General features: G+C 65.3%; 21 protein-coding genes. 16 read left to right on the top strand and 5 right to left on the bottom strand.

Annotated features, from left to right (window positions below; all coding sequences use genetic code 11):
* Positions 1-221 precede the first annotated feature (221 nt).
* Positions 222-4,349: a hypothetical protein gene (locus ACWF5H_RS01445; RefSeq protein ID WP_452034346.1), complete on the top strand. Its 4,128-nt coding sequence runs from the start codon at positions 222-224 to the stop codon at positions 4,347-4,349.
* Here the strand turns inward: ACWF5H_RS01445 and ACWF5H_RS01440 are convergent.
* Positions 4,337-4,807, bottom strand: coding sequence for a nuclear transport factor 2 family protein (locus ACWF5H_RS01440; protein ID WP_452035309.1), 471 nt, complete (start codon positions 4,805-4,807; stop codon positions 4,337-4,339). The two genes, ACWF5H_RS01445 and ACWF5H_RS01440, sit on opposite strands and share 13 nt — an antisense overlap.
* 58 nt (positions 4,808-4,865) lie before the next feature.
* The gene (locus ACWF5H_RS01435; RefSeq protein ID WP_452034344.1) at positions 4,866-5,540 is read right to left on the bottom strand and encodes a TetR/AcrR family transcriptional regulator; all 675 of its coding nucleotides are present in this window, start codon (positions 5,538-5,540) and stop codon (positions 4,866-4,868) included.
* 128 nt (positions 5,541-5,668) lie between these two features.
* Between ACWF5H_RS01435 and ACWF5H_RS01430 the strand changes: the two genes are divergently transcribed.
* Entirely contained in the window at positions 5,669-6,448 is a 780-nt protein-coding gene (locus ACWF5H_RS01430) for a DUF4386 domain-containing protein (protein ID WP_452034343.1), read from the top strand.
* 215 nt (positions 6,449-6,663) lie between these two features.
* Here ACWF5H_RS01430 and ACWF5H_RS01425 read toward each other — a convergent pair whose 3' ends face one another.
* On the bottom strand, positions 6,664-7,872 hold the full coding sequence (locus ACWF5H_RS01425; RefSeq protein WP_452034342.1) for a cytochrome P450: 1,209 nt from the start codon (positions 7,870-7,872) through the stop codon (positions 6,664-6,666).
* 168 nt (positions 7,873-8,040) lie between these two features.
* Here ACWF5H_RS01425 and ACWF5H_RS01420 point away from each other — a divergent pair, with 168 nt between their 5' ends.
* The 11 genes from ACWF5H_RS01420 to bcp all read left to right on the top strand — a co-directional run bounded on the left by ACWF5H_RS01420 (position 8,041) and on the right by bcp (position 18,790).
* A complete protein-coding gene (locus ACWF5H_RS01420) occupies positions 8,041-8,823 on the top strand; it encodes an IclR family transcriptional regulator (protein ID WP_452034341.1) in 783 nt (260 codons plus the stop codon).
* Positions 8,801-10,480, top strand: a complete 1,680-nt coding sequence (locus ACWF5H_RS01415) for an HAL/PAL/TAL family ammonia-lyase (RefSeq protein ID WP_452034340.1) — start codon at positions 8,801-8,803, stop codon at positions 10,478-10,480. The genes ACWF5H_RS01420 and ACWF5H_RS01415 overlap by 23 nt, the downstream gene beginning before the upstream one ends.
* 376 nt (positions 10,481-10,856) lie before the next feature.
* Positions 10,857-11,780: an ABC transporter substrate-binding protein gene (locus tag ACWF5H_RS01410; RefSeq protein WP_452034339.1), complete on the top strand. Its 924-nt coding sequence runs from the start codon at positions 10,857-10,859 to the stop codon at positions 11,778-11,780.
* Positions 11,777-12,721, top strand: a complete 945-nt coding sequence (locus tag ACWF5H_RS01405) for an amino acid ABC transporter permease (protein ID WP_452034338.1) — start codon at positions 11,777-11,779, stop codon at positions 12,719-12,721. The genes ACWF5H_RS01410 and ACWF5H_RS01405 overlap by 4 nt, the downstream gene beginning before the upstream one ends.
* Entirely contained in the window at positions 12,718-13,485 is a 768-nt protein-coding gene (locus tag ACWF5H_RS01400; RefSeq protein WP_452034336.1) for an amino acid ABC transporter ATP-binding protein, read from the top strand. The genes ACWF5H_RS01405 and ACWF5H_RS01400 overlap by 4 nt, the downstream gene beginning before the upstream one ends.
* A complete protein-coding gene (locus ACWF5H_RS01395) occupies positions 13,482-13,604 on the top strand; it encodes a hypothetical protein (RefSeq protein WP_452034334.1) in 123 nt (40 codons plus the stop codon). Before ACWF5H_RS01400 ends, ACWF5H_RS01395 begins: the two co-directional genes overlap by 4 nt.
* Positions 13,601-14,896, top strand: a complete 1,296-nt coding sequence (locus tag ACWF5H_RS01390; protein ID WP_452034333.1) for an alpha-hydroxy acid oxidase — start codon at positions 13,601-13,603, stop codon at positions 14,894-14,896. Before ACWF5H_RS01395 ends, ACWF5H_RS01390 begins: the two co-directional genes overlap by 4 nt.
* On the top strand, positions 14,874-16,010 hold the full coding sequence (locus ACWF5H_RS01385; protein ID WP_452034332.1) for a histidinol-phosphate transaminase: 1,137 nt from the start codon (positions 14,874-14,876) through the stop codon (positions 16,008-16,010). The genes ACWF5H_RS01390 and ACWF5H_RS01385 overlap by 23 nt, the downstream gene beginning before the upstream one ends.
* A 47-nt stretch (positions 16,011-16,057) precedes the next feature.
* Positions 16,058-17,023, top strand: coding sequence for a PDR/VanB family oxidoreductase (locus ACWF5H_RS01380; protein ID WP_452034330.1), 966 nt, complete (start codon positions 16,058-16,060; stop codon positions 17,021-17,023).
* A 299-nt stretch (positions 17,024-17,322) separates the two neighbouring features.
* Positions 17,323-18,189 carry an SGNH/GDSL hydrolase family protein gene (locus tag ACWF5H_RS01375; RefSeq protein WP_452034328.1) on the top strand — a complete coding sequence of 289 codons (867 nt, stop codon included), beginning with the start codon at positions 17,323-17,325 and terminating at the stop codon, positions 18,187-18,189.
* A 136-nt stretch (positions 18,190-18,325) separates the two neighbouring features.
* Positions 18,326-18,790 (top strand): thioredoxin-dependent thiol peroxidase, encoded by a 465-nt coding sequence (gene bcp / locus ACWF5H_RS01370; RefSeq protein ID WP_452034327.1) that lies wholly within the window; start codon positions 18,326-18,328, stop codon positions 18,788-18,790.
* A 171-nt stretch (positions 18,791-18,961) separates the two neighbouring features.
* On the opposite strand, the gene ACWF5H_RS01365 is transcribed toward bcp, so the two are convergent.
* Entirely contained in the window at positions 18,962-20,221 is a 1,260-nt protein-coding gene (locus ACWF5H_RS01365; protein ID WP_452034325.1) for an MFS transporter, read from the bottom strand.
* 96 nt (positions 20,222-20,317) lie between these two features.
* On the opposite strand from ACWF5H_RS01365, the gene ACWF5H_RS01360 reads away from it, so the two are divergent.
* The 3 genes from ACWF5H_RS01360 to ACWF5H_RS01350 all read left to right on the top strand — a co-directional run bounded on the left by ACWF5H_RS01360 (position 20,318) and on the right by ACWF5H_RS01350 (position 22,018).
* The gene (locus tag ACWF5H_RS01360; RefSeq protein WP_364649100.1) at positions 20,318-21,415 is read left to right on the top strand and encodes a WD40/YVTN/BNR-like repeat-containing protein; all 1,098 of its coding nucleotides are present in this window, start codon (positions 20,318-20,320) and stop codon (positions 21,413-21,415) included.
* 15 nt (positions 21,416-21,430) lie between these two features.
* Positions 21,431-21,733: a MoaD/ThiS family protein gene (locus ACWF5H_RS01355; protein WP_452034324.1), complete on the top strand. Its 303-nt coding sequence runs from the start codon at positions 21,431-21,433 to the stop codon at positions 21,731-21,733.
* Positions 21,734-21,802: 69 nt separating this feature from the next.
* Positions 21,803-22,018: a hypothetical protein gene (locus ACWF5H_RS01350; protein ID WP_452034322.1), complete on the top strand. Its 216-nt coding sequence runs from the start codon at positions 21,803-21,805 to the stop codon at positions 22,016-22,018.
* Positions 22,019-22,064: 46 nt separating this feature from the next.
* Here the strand turns inward: ACWF5H_RS01350 and ACWF5H_RS01345 are convergent, their stop codons facing one another.
* Positions 22,065-22,604, bottom strand: a complete 540-nt coding sequence (locus ACWF5H_RS01345) for a DinB family protein (protein ID WP_452034321.1) — start codon at positions 22,602-22,604, stop codon at positions 22,065-22,067.
* Positions 22,605-22,633 lie beyond the last annotated feature (29 nt).

Genomic DNA, 22,633 nt, shown 5'->3' with positions numbered 1-22,633 from the left:
TCGGGCACCTGGCACGTCACTCAAGTTCAGTTCGCAAGCCCGCGGTTCTGCATAAGCATGAACAGGAGTCGAGCGGTGATCCACTAGGTCACAGGCCTAGATAAGCCTTACCAGTCGAGAGACGTCGATGAGCTGGGGGAAGATAGCAAGGTGTTCCTGCACCGCGCTGACCACGACTTGGCAGATGATTCTCGAGGGGAGGGAAATCGATGGCTCTAAGAATGGTGCATACCCGGTTTTGGCTGCAGCGCGAAGCAGGCCTCCAGGAAATCGATGGATTCCTTCCGGATTTGGAGAGCAGTTGGTTGGGAGCCGCCGGTAGCAGCCGTGGCCTTCTTACCTACTCCGACATCACCGCCGCACGGTGTCTGGTTATGCTGGGCCCTCCGGGCGCAGGGAAGACCTCCTACATCGAGCAGCACCAGCCGCTACTTCCTGCCGAAGTCAATGCCGTCCTGCACAAGGTCGATCTGGGACTCTACGGGTCTGAAGACAGGCTCGTGCGGAATCTGACCGAATCACCGGCGGTCATCGCGTGGACTGAGGGCGGAGACGAACTGTGCCTCTTGCTGGATGGCTTGGATGAGGTCCAGCAGCGCATCCCGCATTTTGCCTCCGTCCTGACCAGCCTGCTTGACGAGTGGCCCTTGGACCGGTTGTGGTTCCGCGTGGCCTGTCGCTCGGCGGAATGGCCGCCAGTTCTGGATCAGTGGGCAAAAAAGACGTGGCCGGATGCAGCAATCGTGGAGCTGGCGCCCTTCCGCCGAAGGGATGCCATCACGGCCGCAGCTGATCTGCCGGACGCGGAGACCTTCGTTGCAGGTATTGAACGCCGAGGGCTGGCTCCGCTGGCGGCACTGCCGCTATCGCTGAGCCTTCTTCTCCGCAGCTATGAGACGAACGGCAGGATCCCAGAAGACCGCGCGGAAGCATATGCGGAGGGACTGCAGGCAATGTGCGAGGAGGCGAGCCCCCGACGGCGCACCACCGGATTCTCCGAATCATCGACGCCCCCTTCCGTTGTCTTGGATGCAGGCACCGAGGCAGCTGCTGCGATGGTCTTCTCCGGCCGACAAGGGCTGTGGACCGGGCATTCGGCGGAGAGTCCCGCAGGCGACTTATCCACGAACGAACTTTTCACCTTTGCGGCTGGGGCACTTCCGGCCATGACACCCACAGTGATGGCTGACCTTGTGAGGTCATCCCTGTTCCACGGAGCAGGGGCAGAACGCCTCGTGTGGTCACATGCGACATTTCCCGAGTTCCTCGCGGCTCAATGGTGCCTGGTCCATCATCTCGTTCGGCAACAGGTGCAATCGATGCTGCTCGCTGATGACGGCAAAGTGGTCCCGAGGCTTCGCCGCGTGGCTGCGTGGCTTGTCTCCATGTCGCCGTCGGCCTACGCCTGGATCGCCCACACCGACCCCGAAGGAATTGCCACTGAAATAGATGTCCCTGATGACGCTTTACGGCAGGCCGTCGTCGACGGCCTGCTGAAGGAAGCCTCAGCAGGCGCCCTCATTCGCGAGTGGGGGGTTACTTATGAGAATCTTCGGCATGCCAGCCTGGCCGACCAACTACGTCCTTATCTTCTTGAGGGCGCCGACACCGCGCGGGACCTGGCCGTGCAACTCGCCGTAGACGGGCACGCTGTCGAACTCACCAACGACCTGCTCACCATTGCGTTGCACCCCCGGGAACCCGAGCACCTCCGCTACCGCTGCATCCTCGCCCTGATCGGCCTTGACTGGCAGGGGAACGAGCTAGCGGACCTCCTGGAGAGCCCGGACCTTTTGGGAGACGACAGCAACAGAGAGTTGCGCGGAGCCATCCTGGAAGCATCTTGGCCACAAGTCCTGTCGACGTCTGAGGCTTTGGATCACATCAGTGTTCCGCCAAAACCATGGTTCATAGGCCACTACGCGCTGGTCGTTACACAGATTTCCAAGGCCTTAGGGCCGAACGAGGTTGAGGCGGCGGCTCGATGGCTCAACCGCCCTTTCGCCGATTCCGAATTCCATGCGGAACTGAAAGACGCATGCCTTGCCTTGTGTTCCGACCATTTGGAGCAGCCAGCCGCGCGCACCGCGGCCCTCACCGCCGTGCGACGACGATTGAAGCAGTTCCGGCCGATCCGAGGTGAGCGAGGAGAGCGGGTAGCTCCGTGGCCCGATGCCCGTCGACACGCCCTAATCCTCGCCTTGATCGAGGAAGCCGACAGCCAGGAGCTAATCGGCCTGGTAGATCACCAAGGGGAGGGAGACATTCTCCACCCCAAGGATCTTCCCTGGCTGATAACCCAACTAGACCAGTCACGAGAAGCCGGGACCGAGGCCCTGGAGACCCTCATCGTGCACCTCTTTAACCCAAACAATTTGGAGCATGCGAACACCCTGGCATCACTGCCGGAGGACCACCCTCTCGTTACAGGATCCTTAAAACACTGGTGCGGATCCATCGATCTGAACTCTCCCCAGGCGGCGCACCAGCGGGAGCAGTGGGAGAGCTTCACCTTGCCCCGTCGAAGGAAATCAGATGCCGAGGTGTCCCAATCCGATGAAGTCGACCAATGGATCGCGCACAATCTCGACCTCTTCGAGCAGGGCGATGCTCCGGCGTATGCGCATGCTTTGCGCCTGATCACAGTCAGGCCCGGAACCAGAAAGTTCTGGGAGGAATATAAGTCTGACCCCATGGCGCACCCGCGGTGGCAAGCCATGGAAGAACAGACCTGCCAACGGTTCACTGAGGGTGCCCGGAAATACCTTGACATCGCCACCTGTGGTGAACCCGAAATCTGGGAAGCTCCAGGACAATTGACGCCAGCAGCGGCAGGCGCTTACAGGGCGTTCGTCCTGCTGCTGCGAACCCACCCGCACGAACTGGAGAACCTGAATCCGGAGATTTGGCGCAAGTGGGCACCGGCCCTGGTCTTTTGGAGGTTCACCTACGATGAAGCTTCCCAAAGTGACAAGCGGGTGCTCATCCAGCACGCCCTTCCCCATGCGCGGGCAGAACTCCAGCAGGCCGTTACCGCGTTGATCTCCACCGCCGAACGAGAAGGGCAGGTGCTCTCCGTCAATGCTGAGGCCGACCTTGTCTGGGACGACGACCTCGCCGCAGAGCTTGCTGGGCTCCTGGCCAGGGGCCTACCCGACCAGACTCAAGCCGCGACTGCGGGCCTCCTGATCTCCCACACACCCCGCCTTGCACGATCAATCCTTACCTCATGGCTTCAACCGTCCGCAATCGCTGAAGACGCACGCCGCGCGACGCTGGCATTTAACCTGCTCCTCCAAGGAGACGGGAAAAACTCTTGGCCGGCCCTCCGGGAAGTATTGGATCATGCCCCTGAGATTGCCGAACAAGCGATTCTCGACCTCGCATACTCCCGACACCGAAGCGGCTTCGATCTCTGCGACGATCAGTTGGCCTACCTGTATGAATGGATGGACGCCCGATTCCCAAGCGAGGAAGACCCCAATGTAGAGGGAGCGCACACCGTTTCCCCGCGAGAATTAGCAGGCCGATTGCGGCAACAATTGTTGGACACACTCGTTGCGTCCGGTACCTCGGCCGCGTGTGAGATCTTACGCCGTATGGCCGATGCCCACCCCGAGCAGTCTTGGCGCAAGGTGGTGCTTTCCAAAGCCCGAAAGTCACGCCGGAACACGGTATGGGAGCCGGTCCCGATCGACAACCTGCGCCAGCTCGGACGGAGCCCTCGCGCACGTCTTGTGAATAGCCGGGAACAACTCGCCGCGCTGGTACAGGAAACCCTCATCCCGGTCCAGGACCTGCTCACAGGGGAAACACCGGAATCTCACCTTCTCTGGGACACGCGCGTTATGCGACCCAAATCTGAAGATGAAATAAGTGACTACCTGATGCACCGCCTGCGCAACCGTCTCGAGGGCGAAGGCGTGATTATCAATAGGGAGGTTCAGGTACGCCGCAGCAGGCCTAGCGGCATACCTGAACGAACCGACCTGCGCATTGAAGCATTCGACAACGCCCAGTCGCAGGCATCACTGTTCCGGGTCGTCGTCGAAGTGAAAGGCGCCTGGAATGTCGAACTCATGACGGCAATAAATGACCAACTGGTCAAGCACTACCTGCAGGACATCCGGCCCGCATACGGCTTGTACATAGTTCTCTGGCCCGATCACGATTCCTGGGCAAACGATGTGAGTGCTACGGAAAGAAGGCGGCTCGCCAATCTGGACCGCCAAGAAGTTGAAACGCTCTTGTCACAACAGGCGGAGGAAGCCTCTCTAGCAGGGGATCCTGTAGAAGTCGTCCACCTCGACATCCCTTACCGCCGCCTAGTCCAGCACTATAACCGCTGATGCACAGTCCCAAACAATGACAGTTCCACCCTGCCCAAGAACGGACAGGAAACGCCGATAACAGCGCGTATGTTCGTTGCGGTGAGCCGCATGGAGCTCGGCTTCCACGTGCATGAGCGAGCCGAGGACCGCAGGTGTACAGCTACCCCTGTGGAGTTACCGATCCTTCGACGATCTGCCAGCGGGTCGATAAGTTGCCAAGTTCGCCGCCATCTCAGCATCGCTTCTATTGGCTGGCCTTTATCCGACAGTTCCGTCCTGGCGATCGTTTCCGTCGTGCCGCCGCCGCTGCACTCCGCAGTCTTCCGCTCGGTTTCCTCGATTCGACTGAATCGGGTGGCTCCGCTTCGATGCGCTTCGAGATCTGCGTGCTTACCGATGACGGAGCCACCCGGCAGGGTGAAACGAAGGCCGTCTCCGATCAGCTTGTCGAGCGCTTCGACGTCGCTGGCACGCATGGCGTCGAGCAGGGCATCTTCAGCCTGGTCAAGTGTCTGGCCCGACTCGTCGCGACGCTCAGCCGGCATCACGTGCTCTCTCAAGGCTGTCCAGAATCAAGTTGAGGCCGTATTCGAATTCATTCGCGTGTTCGTAGCCGGGCTGCATCACGTGGTCTGTGACGAACTCAGCTAGATTCGGGTATTCCTTGGCAGGGAAGGGCTCGAACATGTCCTCTGCCATGGTGGCCATTTCGGCCTCGGTTTTGAATGGGAAGTTCATCGTCGTCGTGGCATAGCCGTAGATGTAGCTGTCGAGCAGAGAGTATGCGTGCGCAACCATCGCAACGTCGAATCCGGCCGCCCGCAGCTTCCCAATCACTGCGTCGTGGTGTCGAAGGTTGGCTGGCCCCGGGTGCCTTCGCGATTCCATCAAGCCGATCGCCCAGCGGTGACGCGAGAGAACGTCGCGCAGGGAAATCCCGCGATCGCGCATGGCTGACTTCCAGTCGGCGCCACCCAGCGGCAACGCGATCTCGCTGAAAACGACGTCGATCATCGCATCGATGAGGTCATCGCGGTTCGCCACGTGTCGGTAGAGGGCCATCGGCGCCGACTTCAGCAGGCCCGCAACCGCGCGCATGGTGAGTGCTTCCAGGCCGGCCTTGTCGGCATGCTCAATGGCAGCATCGACTATTCGCTGCCTGGTGAGAGCGAGGCGTGGCTCCAAGTTCGGTGCCGGCGGAGAAGGCATCAGGATTGCTCCTTCAATGGGTGCAAAGAAAATACTTACGTTTGGATGTGTACAGCATACGCAATAATGTGTACATTGTACGCATGACGGGCTCGTCACACAAATCAAAACGGTCAGGAAGGAAGAGCATGCAGCACTCGAACGGGGTTTTCGCAGAGCAACCAACAGGAGTACCTCCCACATCGATAAAACGCCTTGCGCGAATAGCCGGCGTCTTCTATCTCGCAGTGGGCATCACCGGAGGCTTTTCGGAGGGCTTCGTCGACCCTTCGCTGTATGTGGCAGGTGACGCCGCAGCGACAGCAGCGAACGTCGCCGCGAACGAAGGCCTCATGCGCATTGCCGTCGTCGCTCACCTCACGGACGCGGTCTTCTTCCTTCTCACCGCTGCCACCCTCTACTTGCTCCTGAAGCACGCAGGTAAACATGCCGGACGCCTGATGCTGTTGGCAGTGATCATCGCCGCCGGCATCATCTCGATCAGCGCGGTCTTCACATTCGTGGCGATGCAAGTCGCAACAGACGGCACCTACGAGAGCGCATTCGGGGTCGCCGGATCCCAGGCGCTTGTGCTGCTCCTGCTAGACATCCAGCACTACACCGTACTCGCCGCTCAAGTCTTCTTCGGCCTCTGGCTGGCACCCCTGGGATACCTCGCCTACAAGTCACGCCTCTTCCCGAAGCCACTTGGAATCATCCTGATTGTCGCGACGGCCAGCTACCTCACGGATGTTCTCGTGGCGTTCCTGCTTCCGGAACTGGCCGCCCAGATCCACATCTTCCTGGGTATAGTCCCCGCGGTCGCCGAAATCTGGATGGTCTTCTATTTGCTCACCGTCGGGGTGCGTTCCACGCGATCAAAAGTGAACCAGCCGCCGGCACCTGCCGCAACCGCCTTCCCGGCCTAACCAGACACTCGCGCCAGCGATTCAGCCGGATCGCGAGACTTGTGGCGGCGGCACCCCCGCCCGCCGCCAGATTGCCCCAATCCGCGGCTTGCCTGGAGAAACGGTTCCGCGCGCGACAGGTATCCCCGGGGAGCAACCTCGGATGACCTAACGCCGATGACGGCGCATGTCGTCCCGTGGCTGCTTCGTGGCGAGCCCTCGCCGCGGCCACCCTGCTAGGCCGGAATGAGGCGCACCGGAATGGATTGCCAGCCTCGCAGCGTGTTGTGCAGGAAAGGCACCGGTTCGGCGGTGAACTCGATGGCCTTCACGCGCCGGGCCAAAGTGGTCAGCAGCACGTCCATTTCCAGCCGGGAGATGGGCTGGCCCACGCATTGGTGGATCCCCATGCCAAACCCCAGGTGGCCGCCGGCCTGCCGGTCAATCCGGTACTGGTGGGCATCGGGCCCCCAGTGGTCCGGATCGCGGTTGGCCGCGCCGACGAAGACCGCCACTTTGGTGTCGGCCGCCAGTTCGATGCCGTGGAGGACGGTATCGCGGCTAGTGGTGCGGAAGAAGGACTGGAAGGGGGACTCGTACCGGAAGGCCTCGTCGATGGCGAACTTGGTCAACCGGGGATTCTCGTGCACCTTGGCCCACTCCCCCGGATGCTGTGCCAGCGCCGCCAGCGTGTTGCCGATCGAAAAGATGGTGGTATCCAGCCCCGCCGAAAGCATGGCCCGCACGAGCAGCGCAGCCTGGGCTTCGGTGACCTCGCCGCGGTCGGCGTAGTCCCAGATCTGTGCCCCCAGGCTTCCCTCGGCCAGGCGCTCCCGGGCCGTGTTGGCCATAGCCCAGTCATTAGTTCCGGCGCCCTGACGGAAAAACTCCTTGGACCGTGCGTCGTCCGGGCCGAAAGTGCTGAAGTTCATCGCCCCGAGCGCGAGCAGGTTCTCGGCTCGCCCCGCGCGGGGAATCCCCACCGCATCGCCAAACACCCGCAGCGGGAAGACCTGGGCGAAGTCGGCCACGGCGTCGAACTCACGTAGTTGCAGCACCTGCTCCACCAGCTCGTCCGCGAACTCCTGGAACTGCCCGCGCAGAGCGCGGGTTCCCTTGGGTGAAATCACACCGGCCATCGTCTGGCGCATGGCAGTGTGGAGGGGCGGGTCGGATTCCATGATGCCCTGCGGACGCCAGGACGGTTCGTGGTGCAGGTTTTTCGGCCCCGCGCCCGCGCCGGATATAAAGGTGGCGTAGTCGTCGAGGATGTCCTTACAAGCACCGAAACGGGTGAATGCCGGTACGCCGTACTTGTCCAGCCACACTCCAGGCCCGGCTTGGCGCATCCGCTCGAACAGCGGATACGGGTCGGTCAGATTCACGTCGGAATACGGATCGTCGGAAATAACGGGGGCTGCTGTCACCGGCAGGACGGTTGTCATGTGGGCCTCCTTAGCGTTGCGGCGGGGAATGGCCTCAACGTAGCGGTGTTTTGAGACTGGCGCTGAATACCATTCTCACAGTGCGAGAATGACGATTGCCGGTGGGCCGGCTTCAGTGGAGCATCTCTGGAGTGCCCTGGGTGCCGGAAGAGCTGTGAGGAGGCTGGGTTGACATCATTCGAGCGCGGGCTGGCCATCCTGGCCGAGGTCGCCGCCGACGGCGATGCCACCATTGACACGGTGGCTACCAAACTGGGTATCCCGCAAAGCACCGCCTACCGGTACTTCAAAACGCTCAAGGACCGCGGCTTCGTCCAAGAAGACGGCGGCCGCTACGGGCCCGGGCGGGCCCTGCTGGAACTCACCGGCCGGCGCCACGTGCAGTCGCACCTGGCCGAGGTGGGCACCGCGGTGCTCAAAGGTGTGGTTGACGCCGTTGGCGAGACCGCCGTCCTGATTATTCGGGTGGGTACCCAGGCCATGTGCCTGCGTCGGGTCGAGCCAGACAAATCGCTCAAATACACCTTCGCTATCAACGAAATGCTGCCGCTGCATGCCGGGGCCGGGCAGCGGATCCTGTTGGCTTGGGCGCCGCCGGACGTCGTCCGCCAGGTGCTGGACCGCCAGCTGCCGCGGTTCACGGACAACACCCCGACGGCCGAGCAGGTACAGGCGGTCCTGCCGCAGATCCGTACCGCGGGACGTGCGGTCTCACGCGGTGAACTGGATTCGGGCTCGGTTTCCGTGGCCGTGCCGGTCTTCTGCCGCGGCGAGGTGGTCTGTTCGCTCAACGTCGCCGGGCCCGAAAGCCGCTGCGGAACCACAGCTTGGATCAGTTCCGCGCTCAAGGCCCTCGACCAGGCCGCCCGAAACCTGACCGAATCGCTCGAGTCCACCACCAGTTTCCAATCAACCAGGGAGATCGCCGATGAACACCCAGACCGTCACTGAAGCCCCCGTCGTGGTGGGGATTGCCCGCACTACGCTCGAGGACATGATCCAGGTGGCGCGGTTCCGCCGGCCGGTGGAGATTTCCGACGAGGTGCTGGCCCGGATGGAACCGAGCCGGGCCTGGCTCGGAGCGTTCGTGGAGCAGATGGAAGCCGGCCATCCGACGGCGCCGATCTACAGCATCAATACCGGTTTCGGTTCCCTCGCCGGACGCAGGGCCTTCGACGATGCTTCCGACGCCGCGGAACTTTCCCGCCGGCTGGTCCTATCGAACGCCGCCGGCGTTGGCCGGTACGTGGACGAGGAAGTGGTGCGGGCAACCATGTTCATCCGGATCGTGAGCCTGATCCAAGGGCACTCCGGCATCCGGGCGGAAATCGTCACCACCCTGGCCGAGATGCTCAACCGGGGTGTTTGCCCTGCCATCCCAGAGTACGGCTCGCTGGGCGCCTCGGGTGACTTGATCCCGTTGGCGCACGTGGCCATTGTGATGACCCGTTCGCACACCGGCGAGGACGAGGAACTGGACTCCGGCGAGGCTTTTCTGGACGGCGCCGTGGTCAGCGGCAAAACCGCGATGGCCGCCGCCGGCCTCGACCGGCTGCCGCTTGGCGCAAAGGACGGCTTGGCACTGCTCAACGGCACCTCCTTCTCCTGCGCCCAGGCGGCCCTGGCCCTGTTCGACGCGCAGAACTTGCTGGAGACCGCCCAGGTCACCGCCGCCATGACCATCGAGGCGCTGATGGGCTTTGGCGACGCCTTCATCGCCGAACTGCATGAAGCCCGCGGCCAGAAGGGCCAAATCGAGGTGGCCGCCCGGATCCGGGAACTGCTGGCCGGCAGCTCCCTGATCGACGGCAGCGCAGAGACGGACCCGGTGCGCCAACCGCCCCAGGACGCGTATTCGCTGCGCTGCGTGCCGCAGGTCTTCGGCGCGGTGAAGGACACTTTGGAGTTCGCCGCCGGGATCATCGGCAACGAAATCAACGCAGCCACCGACAATCCGCTGATCTTCCCATCGCTGCCCTCCAGCCGCTCCCTGAAGGCCGTCTCCGGCGGGAACTTCCATGCCGAATACGTGGCCTTCGCCGCGGACTTCATCTCCATCGTGGTCACCGAGATCGGGAATATCACCGAGCGCCGGCTCTTCCGGCTCGACGACGGCACCCTCAACCGAGGTCTACCGGACATGCTGATCGACAGCGAGCAGACGGGCATGGACTGCGGCTACATGCTCCCTCAGTACCTGGCCGCGGCTCTGGTCTCGGACTCGAAGACGCTCTCGCACCCGGACAGTGTGGACTCGATCCCCACCTGCGCCAATCAGGAGGACCATGTCTCCATGGCCAACAACGCCGGCAGGCATGCCCGGCAGGTCGTGGCGAACATCGAGACAGTGGTGGGGATCGAATTGCTCATGGCCTGCCAGGCCCTGGAACTACGGCTGGCCAAGCCTGAGACCGCCTCCGCCACCCTGGCACCGACCAGCCGGGCGGTGCTGGAGATGGTGCGTTCGTCCAGGTCGGCTGACGGCCGGGCTGTCGGCCATATCCGCAAGGACGTGGTGATGTACCCGCGGGTGCGCACGGCCCGCGATCTCGTCCACGGCGGCGCCGTGGTCACCGCCGTCAACGAGGTGCTGTCCGGCGCGGCCTAGGCGGCGATGCTGCACGCTCCGGTGGTGGGAATTCAGCGCCGGCGCCCGGCGCTTTTCGGAAAACAAGAACCGCCCAACATTTCCCTTCCGCTCGGCATCAAATTCCGTCACTGATTTGGATTTATAAGCGATAATTCCAAGGCGTTTTGCCACCTTTTTACTGCAATAGTTTTGTTGCGCCCAAAACACGAACATTTGCTTGATTGGCACGCGTTTTGCCATGTGGGCCCACCGGTTTATTGAACTGGCAAAAGGTCTTGTATCAGGATCCACCTTCTCTTTATGCTGTGAGGGAAACCGGAATTACCAAAGGCGGTTTCCGAATATATTCCATCGATTTTCCGTAGACCGAACAATTATTCAGGAGTGTAGGAAAATGGTATTTTCGACAGTCTCCCCACGTAAGCCCATTCTGGCCGCCCTGGGGCTGTCCGCGGCACTCGCCCTGGCCGGCTGTGCCGGCAGCGCCGACGCCGGCAGCGGCGGGACCGGGGCAGCCACGCCGGCATCGGCCGCGGGGGCAAAGGCGCCCCTGTTCGGTGAACTGCCCGAAGCCATCCAGAAGGCCGGGAAGATCAACGTCGCCAGCAACGTCGAGTACCCCCCGTTCGAGTCCTTCGACACCGACGGAACCACCATCGTCGGCATCGACCGCGAGATCGCCGACGAGCTGGAGAAACAGCTGGGCGTCACGCTCGAATTCAACAACATCGCCTTCGACGCGATCATCCCGGGTCTGGTCTCGGCCCGCTACGACATGGCTATGTCCGCAATGTCCGACACCGTGGAGCGGCAGAAGCAGGTGGACTTCGTCGACTACTTCTCCGCCGGAGGCGGCATCATGACAGCCACCGCCGATGCCGAGAGCATCAAGACACTCGACGATCTGTGCGGCAAGTCGGTCGGTATCGTCAAGGGCACCACCGAGGACGCCGACGCTGCCGAACAGTCTGAGGAGTGCAAAGCAGCGGGCAAGGAGCCGCTGCAGGTCATCATCTTTGCCGGCCAGAACCAGGCTGTGCTGGCCGTACAGAGCGGGCGCGTGGACGCCTTCCTGGTGGATTCCACCTCCGGGTCGGTGATTGCCGCCGAAAGCAACGGTCAGCTGGTTCAGGGACCGCGCTACCAAGACTTGGCCTTCGGCATCGTCTTCCCCAAGGACAGCAAGCAGCTGACCGAGGCCGTGCAGAAGGCGCTGGGCACGCTCAAGGACGACGGCAGCTACGGGAAGATCCTGGCCAAGTACGAGCTGGCCGACCACGCCATGGACGAGTTCCCGATCAACGGGGTCACCGAGTGACCGGGACCAAACCGGGCGGGCGGGATGAGGACCTGCCCGTGCTGCCCGCCCGGTACACCGGCCGCTGGGTGGCGGCAGGGCTGGTCCTGGCCAGCGCCGCGCTGGTGGCGTATTCGATGGTCACGAACGAACGTTTCCAGTGGGACGTCGTCGGCCAGTACCTGTTCGCCCCGCCGGTGCTTGCCGGACTGGGCAAGACCCTGCTGCTCACCGCGGTGTCCATGGCCATCGGCATCCTGCTGGGCGTCGCCGTCGCCGTCTGTCGACTCTCGGCGAATCCGATCCTGTCCTACGCGGCTTGGGCCTATTCCTGGTTCTTCCGCGGCACGCCTCTGATGGTCCAACTGCTGTTCTGGTTCTTCATGGCCGCGCTGGTACCCAAGATCGTGGTCGGAATCCCGTTCGGTCCCAGCTTCTTCGAGATCGACACGAACTCCGTCATCTCGCCCTTTACCGCCGCACTGCTTGGGCTGGCCCTGAACGAAGGCGCGTACATGGGCGAAATTGTCCGCTCCGGCATCCGCGCCATCTCCCAGGGCCAGACCGAGGCCGCCAAGGCCATCGGCATGTCCCGCACCCAGACCATGCGCCGGGTGGTGCTGCCCCAGGCCATGCGGGTGATCATCCCGCCCACCGGCAATGAAACCATCGGCATGCTCAAGTACACCTCGCTGGTGATCGTCATCGGCTACAGCGAGCTGCTGACTTCTGTCTCGATCATCTACTCGCGCACCTTCCAGACCATCCCGCTACTGATCGTGGCTGCCATCTGGTACCTGGCCGTCACGGCGGTGCTCTCCGTCGGCCAGTACTACGTCGAACGCCACTTCGAGCGCGGGTTTTCCCCGGTCCGCCCCGCCAGGGGCGCCCGCCATACCGAGCCGGCCGGACCAGTGCCGGCCGTGGCCTCCCCCGCCGTCGAACTGGAGACTCTGAAATGAATGATCCGATCGTCAGCGCCCAAGGGGTGCGTAAGTCCTTCGGCCAGGTCGAGGTACTCAAGGGCATCAGCCTGGACGTCCAGGCTGGCCAGGTTGCATGCCTGCTCGGTCCCTCCGGTTCGGGCAAGAGCACGTTCCTGCGCTGTATCAACCATCTGGAGAAGATCGACGGCGGCCAGCTGTGGGTGCACGGCGAACGGATCGGCTACCGCCGCGTTGGCAACCGGCTGCGCGAAATGAAAGAGCACGAGACCTCGCGTCAGCGGGCGTCGGTGGGCATGGTGTTCCAGCAATTCAACCTATTCCCGCACCGTACCGCGCTGGAGAACGTGATTGAGGGACCCACCATCGTCCAGCGCCGGTCCAAGGCCGAGGCCGTCGAGGAGGGCATGGCCCTGCTGGAACGGGTGGGGCTGGCGGAGAAGCGCAACCACTACCCGGGTCAGCTCTCCGGCGGCCAGCAGCAGCGGGTGGCCATCGCCCGCGCGCTGGCGCTGAAGCCCTCTGTCATGCTCTTCGATGAACCGACTTCGGCTCTGGACCCGGAACTGGTCGGCGAAGTGCTGGAGGTGATGGTGCAGCTGGCGACCTCGGGGATGACCATGATCGTGGTGACCCACGAGATGGGCTTCGCCAAGGAGGTCGGGGACGTGGTGCACTTCATGGCGGACGGCTGCCTGGTCGAAAGCGGCGAGCCCCGTCAGGTTCTGGAGGACCCGCGGGAGGCCCGAACGCGGGCGTTCCTGTCCAAGGTGCTGGCATGAGCGAGGCCCCCTCGCGGTCCGAGGCCGTGCCGGGCCCTCACCGCGGCACCGGACCTGGCGCCCGGCCCGGTGCCGCGGTGCACAGCAACATCATGGACCAGGGAAAGGTGCTGCCATGAGGCTGACCGAGGCCCTGGGCCTGGTCTCGTTCAGGGTTCCGCAGGGCTCCCGTAGCGAGCGGGCCTTGGCCCGCTGCCACACCGTCGAGGACCTGCGGCGGCTCGCCGCCCGCCGGCTGCCAGGCTCAGTGCTTGACTACATCGACGGCGGGGCCGACTCCGAGCACAGCCTGGCCGGGAATACCGAGGCCTTCGCCCGTCGCCGGTTCACTCCGATCGTGCTGGCGGACGTGAGCGCCCCGGACACCGCGGTTTCCGTGCTGGGCCGGCCCGCTGCCGCACCGCTGGGTTTCGCCCCTACCGGCTACACCCGGATGATCAGCCCGGACGGGGAACCCGCCGTGGCCCGCGCCGCCGCCGGGGCCGGCCTGCCTTATGTACTCTCCACCATGGCCACCACCGCACTCGACGACCTGGAAGCGGGCCCGGAGGCCGACCTCTGGTTCCAGCTCTATGTATGGAAGGACCGCGCCAAGACGTTCGACTTGGTCCGCCAGGCGGCCGACTCCGGCTACCGTGTTTTGGAAGTGGCAGTGGACACCGCGGTTTCCGGCAACCGGCTGCGGGACGTGCGCAACGGGTTTACCATCCCGCCCCGGCTCACCGCCAGCAGCCTGCTGGACATCGGGGCCAAGCCCGGATACTGGACGAAGATGCTGCGCGCCCCCGGGCTGGAATTCGCCAACCTCTCCGACGGCCCGGCCGGATCCGGGTACACGATCGAGAACATCGGCTCCCAGTTTGACCCCGCAGTGACCTGGGCCGACCTGGCCGAGCTGCGCGCGGCCTGGCCCGGCAAACTGCTACTGAAGGGGCCCGTGGGTCCGGCCGACGCCATCCGGGCCCGCGAGCTGGGCGTGGACGGCGTGCATCTGTCCAACCACGGCGGCCGGCAGCTGGACCGGACGGTGGCCCCGGTCGAGCTGATCGCCCCGGTCCGGCAAACCGTCGGCGAAGACTTCGCCGTCGTGGTGGACTCCGGCATCCGCCACGGTGCCGACATCGCAACGGCAATAGCGTTGGGCGCCGACCTGGCCATGGTCGGACGGCCCTACCTGTGGGCGCTGGCCGCCGCCGGCGAACCCGGCGTCGTCCGCCTGGCCGAGCTGCTGGTGGGCCAATTCCGGCGCACCCTGTCACTGCTGGGCGTCGCCAGCACCGCCGAACTGCGCCGGCGCGGCCCGCAACTGCTCGACCACGGAGCCGGGCCCGCCGCGCCCCAGATTCCGGAGGCTTCCCGGCCCGGCCATGACCCGAGGAAGGAACATCATGAGCGTACCCACGGGCAGTGACCGCCCCGCCGTCGGGCGGCCGGAGGTCTCAGCCGCCCCGGCGCCGCGTCCGGGCATCGCCGCACTGCCGGGCTACTCCCGGTCCGCCGGCAAGTCGACGGCGCGCTGGATCGCCTCCTCCAACGAGTCCCCGGTGCCGCCCTCGCCGGCGGTGCTGGCAGCAATCGCCGCCGCCGGAGCTGCGGCCAACCGATACCCGAGCCTGGCCGGAGACGATCTAGTCGCCGCGATCGCCGCCCGGCTGGGCCTCGATCCCGATCAGGTGCTGGCTGGGGCGGGTTCACTGGCCCTGTTGCAGCTGCTACTGTCCACGTACACCGGCCCGGGCGACGAGGTCGTCTATGCCTGGCGCAGCTACGAGGCGTACCCCATCCTCGCCGGGGTCGCCGGAGCAGCAACGGTCGAGATCCCGCTCGACGCCCAGGCCCGGCATGACCTGGATGCCATGGCCGCCGCGATCGGCCCCGCGACCCGGGCAGTGATCGTGTGCAGCCCCAACAACCCCACTGGCACCACCGTCACCGATGCCGAAATGCTGCAGTTCCTGCACCAGGTGCCGCCGCATGTGCTGGTCATTCTGGACGAGGCCTACCGTGAATTCCGCCTCCCGGAACACGACTCCGTGGCACTGCTGGCTGACTTCCCCAACCTGGCTGTCCTGCGCACCTTCTCCAAGGCCTACGGACTGGCTGGGCTCCGCGCGGGCTACCTGGCAGCATCCGAGGAGATCACCACGATGCTCCGGCGCGCAGCCCTGCCGTTCCCGCTCAGCCGGGTCGCGGAGGCAGCCGCCGTCGCCGCCTGGTCCGAACCCGAGCGCACTGCCCGGACGGTGGCGGACATCGTGGCCGAACGGGACCATCTGACCGCCCAGTTGCGCGGGCGCGGCATCCCCGTCCCCGGCAGCGGCGGAAACTTCGTGTGGATCCCCGCCGGCGCCCGTGCCCGCGAACTCGAGGCGGCCTGCCTACAACGGTCCGTGTCCGTGCGGGCCTTCGACGGCGCCGGCGTGCGCGTCACTCTCGCCGGCAGGGAGGCGTCGGCGGCGGTGCTCGCCGCCGTCGACTCCGTCCCCGGCCTCACCACACAGATGTCAGCACCCGCTACACACTGACCCCTGCCGCCGGCATCCGCCGGGCACAATATCAAGGAGAAACCTGGATGGACACCGCACCGCACGACGGCTTCTTCGACGTCGAGGTCACCGGGATCGAGCCCGCGTCCGACGCCGTAGTGGCATTGCGCCTTCAGCATCCCTGCGGCGAGGCATTGCCCGACTGGCAGGCCGGCGCTCACGTGGACGTGCTGCTACCCAACGGGCTGCTGCGGCAATATTCTCTGTGCTCCCGGCCGGACGAAGACTTCTGGCGCCTGGGGGTGCTGCGCGAACCGGCCGGACGCGGAGGCTCGGCCTGGATCCATGACGAGTTACGGTCCGGCACCAAGCTTCAGGTGCGTGGCCCGCGGAACAACTTCGCCCTGCAGCCGGCCGGCAGCTACCTGTTCATCGCGGGCGGCATCGGAATCACGCCACTTCTGCCCATGGTCCGGCAGGCCGAGGCCGCCGGTACTGACTGGACGCTGGTCTACCTCGGCCGCAGCCGCACCTCGATGGCCTTCCAGGACGAACTGGCCGCTTACGGCCAGCGCGTCCACTTTCACGCCGACGACGAGTCCGGCATCTTCCCGCTCGGACCGCTGTTGGCCGGGCTCGATTCCGCCGCACATGTCTATGCGTGCGGACCCGGCCCGCTGCTGGGCGCGCTCGAAAAGCTCACCGCAGAGTGGACGGATCCGGGCAGGTACCACTTCGAGCGCTTTGCCGCCGATCCCGCCGCCGTGCAGGCGGAGGCGGGAGCAGACACCGAATTCGTGGTCGAGACGGCTGACGGCACCGAGGTCAGCGTCCCTGCCGGTACCACCATCCTGCAGGCCCTGATGGACATCGGCATTCCGGTGCTGAACTCCTGCCGCGAGGGCATCTGCGGCACCTGTGAGACCCCGGTCATTTCCGGCGAGCCCGATCACCGGGACAGCCTGCTCTCGGACGAGGAGCGCGCGGCCGGGGACACCATGATGATCTGCGTCTCGCGCTGCAAGGGCAGGCGCCTGGTATTGGATATCTGAGCCCGGCCACGGAACAGTGAAGCGCGGATAGGCATTGCCTGCGTCGAGCCGAACGGGGACTCGCGGGATCCCTGGGTGCGGGATCTTCCGGATCCTCGTGCGGATGGTCAATCAAGCGCCTAATGTTGCCCTGCAAGAGGGATGCCGGCGGTCCACCCCAGGGCTCCTGCCTGATGGGCAGGGGCGGGCCTGAAGCCGTGGAACTGGCTGTCGGATCATAAGCGTGCGGTGCATAGCTTGGCTGCAACCGCAGGCGACAGATGATGGCGCCCGCGGTTCCCGGGGAGCAGTATGGGGTAATGAACGCTTCCAGCGTCGGCGGTCCGCGGCAGAATTTCACTGTTGGGGACGGGAGCACTCTGCACCCGTGGAGCCGCTATATAGCGCTGGGCGATTCTTTCACCGAGGGGCTAGGGGATCCGGAACCGCAGAATCCCGGAGGCCTGCGGGGCTGGGCGGACCGGGTAGCGGAGGAGCTGAGCATCCGCCACGAGGACTTCGCCTACGGGAATCTGGCGGTGCGGGGGCTGTTGCTGCGGCAGATCCTGGATCAGCAGATTGCCCCTGCGCTGGCCCTGAAACCCGATCTCATCACCCTCAACGCCGGGGGAAATGACCTGATCTTTCGCAACAGCGATCCGGATAAACTCGCCGTCAGGATGGATGCAGGAGTTGAACTGCTGGCATCGACGGGCGCAACGGTGGTGCTCTTCACCGGGCCGGACTGGGGTGCGAACCCGGTGCTGGGGCGGACCCGAGGGAAGGTGGCTATCTTCAATGAAAACATGCGTACTATCGCGGCCCGCCATGATGCTCTGATCGCCGATCTTTGGGCGCTGCGAGAGCTCACACACCCACTGACGTGGGATTCTGATCGGCTGCACTTCTCGCCGCTGGGCCACCACACGATCGCCATGATGGTGCTGGATACGCTCAACGTCCCCCACGCGCTTCAGCCGATGACGCTCAAGGACCTGCCCGAGCGCAGGTGGCGCGAGGCCAGGACAGACGACCTTGTTTGGGCTCGTCAGCATCTGGCCCCTTGGGTCCTTCGGCACCTGAAACATCGTTTTTCGGAAGAGGAACGACGGCCGGCAAAACGGCCCGACGTCGGACCGGTCTTCGGAGCGGGGATGCCGCCGGGGTCCACCATGGAGTCCCCGTAGTACGCCGAAAATCACGGGCTGGCCCCCGAAGCCGCACGCAATGGTTGAAGCAGCGGCGCTCTCCGGCGCTGGCCGCGCCACTAGACTCGGTGAGGAAAGCAGTTCCCACTGGTTCGTCCGACGAAAGAGGATATTCGTGTCCCAGCTTCAGCCCGGCATGCCCGCCCCCGAGTTCACGCTCTCCGACGCCGACGGCAAGAAGGTCTCGCTGTCCGACTATGCCGGCTGGAATGTTGTGCTCTACTTCTACCCCAAGGCGGCAACCCCCGGCTGCACCACCGAGGCCTGCGACTTCCGCGACAGCCTCAACTCCCTGCAGGCCGCCAACTACGACGTCATCGGCATCTCGCCGGACGGCCCGGAGGCCATCCAGGCCTTCAGCGACGCCGAGGGCCTGACCTTCCCCCTGCTGTCCGATCCGGACTATGAGGTGGCGAAGGCGTACGGCTCCTACGGCGACAAGACGTTCGGCGACAAGGTGTTCACCGGCACGCTCCGCAGCACCTTTGTGATCGACACGGACGGCACCATCAAGCACGCCGAGTACGACGTGGACGCCAAGGGCCACGTGGCCCGCCTGCGCGAAACCCTCGAGGTCTAGGGCTCGCCCCAACGATCCGCTCCGAGTTTGGCGCCTGCTGCGCGTACGCGCAAACTGGGAGCGGGACGTGGTAACGGCGGCCGGAATCGCTAAGCGGCGCCTCGCCGAGCGAGGAACGAGCGAGGTGTCGAAGCCGCGTGCGATTCCGGCCGCCGGATCTTTATGCGGAGACTAAGCGTCCGGTTCGCTGCGCACGCTCAGCCGGGCCGCGGCCGCTGCGCCCAAGACCGCGCAGGAGAACCAGATGGCGCCACCGGGCCCCAGCGGTGCGGCGACCAGGCCGGCGGCGAGCGGTAGCACCACCTGCCCCACCCGGTTGCCCAGCAGCCGCAGGGCCAGCGCGGCGCCGCGGGACTCCGGCCGGACCGCCTGGCTGATCAGCGTCATGGTCAGCGGCTGGCCCAGCCCCAGCAGGAAACCGCCAACGAACAGCGCCACGGCCGCCAACCAGAAGGGTTCCAGCACAAACGGCGTCACGGCGATCGCGGCACCGGATCCCAGCAGGCTGGCCACCAGCAGTTGGATCCGGCTCCAGCGGTGCACCAGCCAGGGCAGCAGGATCCGCGAGATGATCGACGCGCAGGCGCGGACGGCCAGCAGCACGCCCACCCAGAACGGCGCTACCCCCAGTTCCTCGCCGACCAGCGGCAGGAATGCCACCAGGATGTCGATCACGGACAGCAGCGCCATCGACGCCAGCATGTTCCACGCCACCCCGGGCCGACGCAGGATCTGCAGCACCGGCTCGTTCACGATTGGCGGCCGGACGGCAGCGGCGCCCGCACCGCCGTCGTTCTTTCGGGAGCGGAACCGCCGCCGGGCCGCGCCCGGATGCGCGCCGATCAGCATCACCGGCGCCCCGGCCAGGGCAATCCCGGCGGCCAGCAGCAGGGCCAGATTGATGGCTCCCAGCCAGTCCGGTCCCACGCCTTCCGTCCCGGTGCCCAGCAGCACTCCGGCCAGCAGCGGGCCGAGCAGCTGACCCAGCGAAAAGGCCGCGGTGAACCAGCCAAAGCCGCTGTCCATCTGGCTCAGCGGCGCGTAGCGCGCAATCGCCGACTGGCCGGCGATGGTGAAGACCAAATGCCCCATGCCGAGCAGGGCCATGGAGGCGCCGATCAGCAGGAAGTCCTCCGCCAGCGCCAGCCCCACGTCGGCCACCGCCAGCATCACCGCGCCGAGCGCCACCATGCCCCTGAGCGAGGCAATACGGTCGCTCACCCGGCCCAGCCACAACGCGGCCACCACCGGCAGCACCGCGTAAAGGGCGGTCACCACACCGATCACCGCCGCGTCGCCGCCCAAAGCCAGCAGCTTGTAGGACACCACGGGCCGGGCCACGTTCAGCGACGTCTGGGTCAACACGGCGGCCGCCATCAGGACCCAGAGCCACAGGCGGGACCCCGGCTGGCTTGGCGGCTGCGTGCTCATGTCCTCTTTCTTCGCGTGGCGTCGGCTTCCCCATTCTGCCCCGCCTGTCCCCATTCATCGTAAAAACCGTTGCGCCGGCCGAAGCACGGTGGTCGAATGGGTGGCATGGCGACTGGGGAAACCGTTTTGGCAATCGGGACGAAGAAGGGCCTGTGGCTGGCCACCAGCCGGGACCGGACCAACTGGTCCCTGTCCGGGCCGCACTTTTTGATGAATGAAATCCCCAGCATCGGGATCGACCAGCGCAACGGGTCCACCCGGCTGCTGGTGGGGGCGCGCTCGGAACACTGGGGACCCACCGTCTTCCACTCGGACGATCTGGGCGAGACCTGGACCGAGCCGGAGAACGGCGCCATCCGCTTTAACGACGGCGACGGCGCCGCGCTGGAGCGGGTCTGGCAAATCCAGCCGGACGCAGCGGACCGTCCGGGCGTGGTCTGGGCGGGCTGCGAGCCGATTTCGGTCTGGAAGTCCACCGACGGCGGCGAACACTTCGAGCTTAACCGCGCCCTCTGGAACCACCCGGACAAGGACCAGTGGGGCGCCGGCTACGGCGGGGCGGCCGCCCATTCGATCCTGCCGAGCCCGGACGATCCGGACACCGTGCATGTTGCGATGAGCACCGGCGGGGTCTACCGCAGCAACGACGGCGGCGACAGCTGGCAGGCCCGCAACCACGGCATCAGCGCCTACTTCATGCCCGATCCGAACCCCGAGGTGGGCCAGTGCGTCCACAAGATCGCCCGCGACGCGGTGGAACCGTCCACGCTCTTCGCGCAGAACCACCACGGCGTCTACCGGTCGGATGATTCCGGAGACAACTGGGAATCCATCGCCGACGGCCTGCCCAGCGACTTCGGCTTCGTCATGCTCACGCATCCGCGGAGGACCCGGACCGCCTGGGTGGTCCCGATCAAGGCCGACGGCGAGCGGATCCCGCCGGACGGGCACCTCGCGGTGCACCGGACCGACGACGGCGGTGCCACCTGGGCGCGGTTCGGCACCGGCCTGCCGGACCTGGACTACAACGTGGTGCTCCGTGATGCTGCCGCCGTGGACACCGGCGACCCGGCCGGGGTCTACTTCGGCACCCGCGGCGGTTCGGTGTACGCCAGCGCCGACGAGGGCGAAGTCTTCGTGCAAGTTGCCTCGGGCCTGCCGGACGTCCTCTGCGTCCGGGCCGCCAGTCTGTAAGAGGAGGAACTCCCCATGGTGGGTGTTGCAGAGAAGACGGTCACCGTCGTCGTGCCCAGCCTGCTGGCCAAGGTAACCGGCGAGCAGCGCGAGCTCAGCGTGCCCGCGTCCGCTCCGCGGTCCGTGGCCGAGATTCTGGACGACCTTGCCGGCGACTACCCGGTGTTCAACCGGCGCGTGCGCAATGAGACCGGGGCGATCCGCCGCTACGTCAACCTCTATCTGGACGGCGAAGACATCCGCACGCTGCAGGGGCCGGCCACGCTGGTTTCCCCGGGGCAGGAACTGCTGATCATCCAGTCGGTCGCCGGAGGCTAGGCCGGCGCAGCACCGGCGGATGCACCGCATCCCCCACGTTCAACCGCAGCAGAAACCAGGAGGGCCCCAATGACCAGCACCGGCAACCACGACGCAGAGATCCCGGACGCGGACGAGGCCGACCGCGCCTGGCAGGACCGCCCGGTAAATGAGGATGCCTCGGAGCAGCCGCCTTCGACGGTGCCGCCGGTCGGCTGGGAAGCGAACGAGGCCGACCTGCAGGAGCAACTGGAGGCGGTCAGCGACGACGAGGACGAAGAGTACCCCCGCGAAGAGCCCGAATAATCACTGGCTCGGCCAGCGGCAGTGAACGTCCGCCGTTATCAGGCGGCTACTCCCCGACCAGTCCGTCCACTCCCTCACGCAGCAGGTCGGCGTGGCCGTTGTGACGGGAGTACTCCTCGATCATGTGGACCAGGATCCAGCGGAGGTTCGGAACGCTGCTGTCCCGGCCTGACCTGCCGGCCATCCGGCCCAAGCCGCCGGCGGCCACTGCTTCAGCGGTCAGCACGCGGGAACGTGCCACGCTCTCGTCCCACAGTGCCCGGAGCTGTTCCGGGGTATCACCGGCCGCCGAGTCCCAGTCCCAGTCCGGCTCTGCCGTCCAGTCCACGCTGTCCCAGGGCGGCTGCGGTTCCCGGCCGTGCAGTGTGTGGGAGAACCAGTAGTCCTCCACGAACGCCAGATGCTTGAGCATGCCGCCGAGTGTCATCCGCGACGGCGGCAGCTTGGCGGCCAATCCGTCAGCGTCCAAACCGGAACATTTCCACTCCAAGGTGGCGCGGTGGAACTCCAGGAATCCCAGCAGCGTGTCCAGTTCGTTGGCGGCCAGCGGCGGTTCCGGGCGGCCTTGCTCGTCGACGTCGGTCATGATCCGAGAGTCTAGCGGCTGGGATAATG

Source organism: Arthrobacter sp. NPDC055138 (assembly GCF_053607305.1).
The sequence above is the reverse complement of the archived record's forward strand: the minus strand, read 5'-3'. Positions and strand labels throughout refer to the sequence as shown.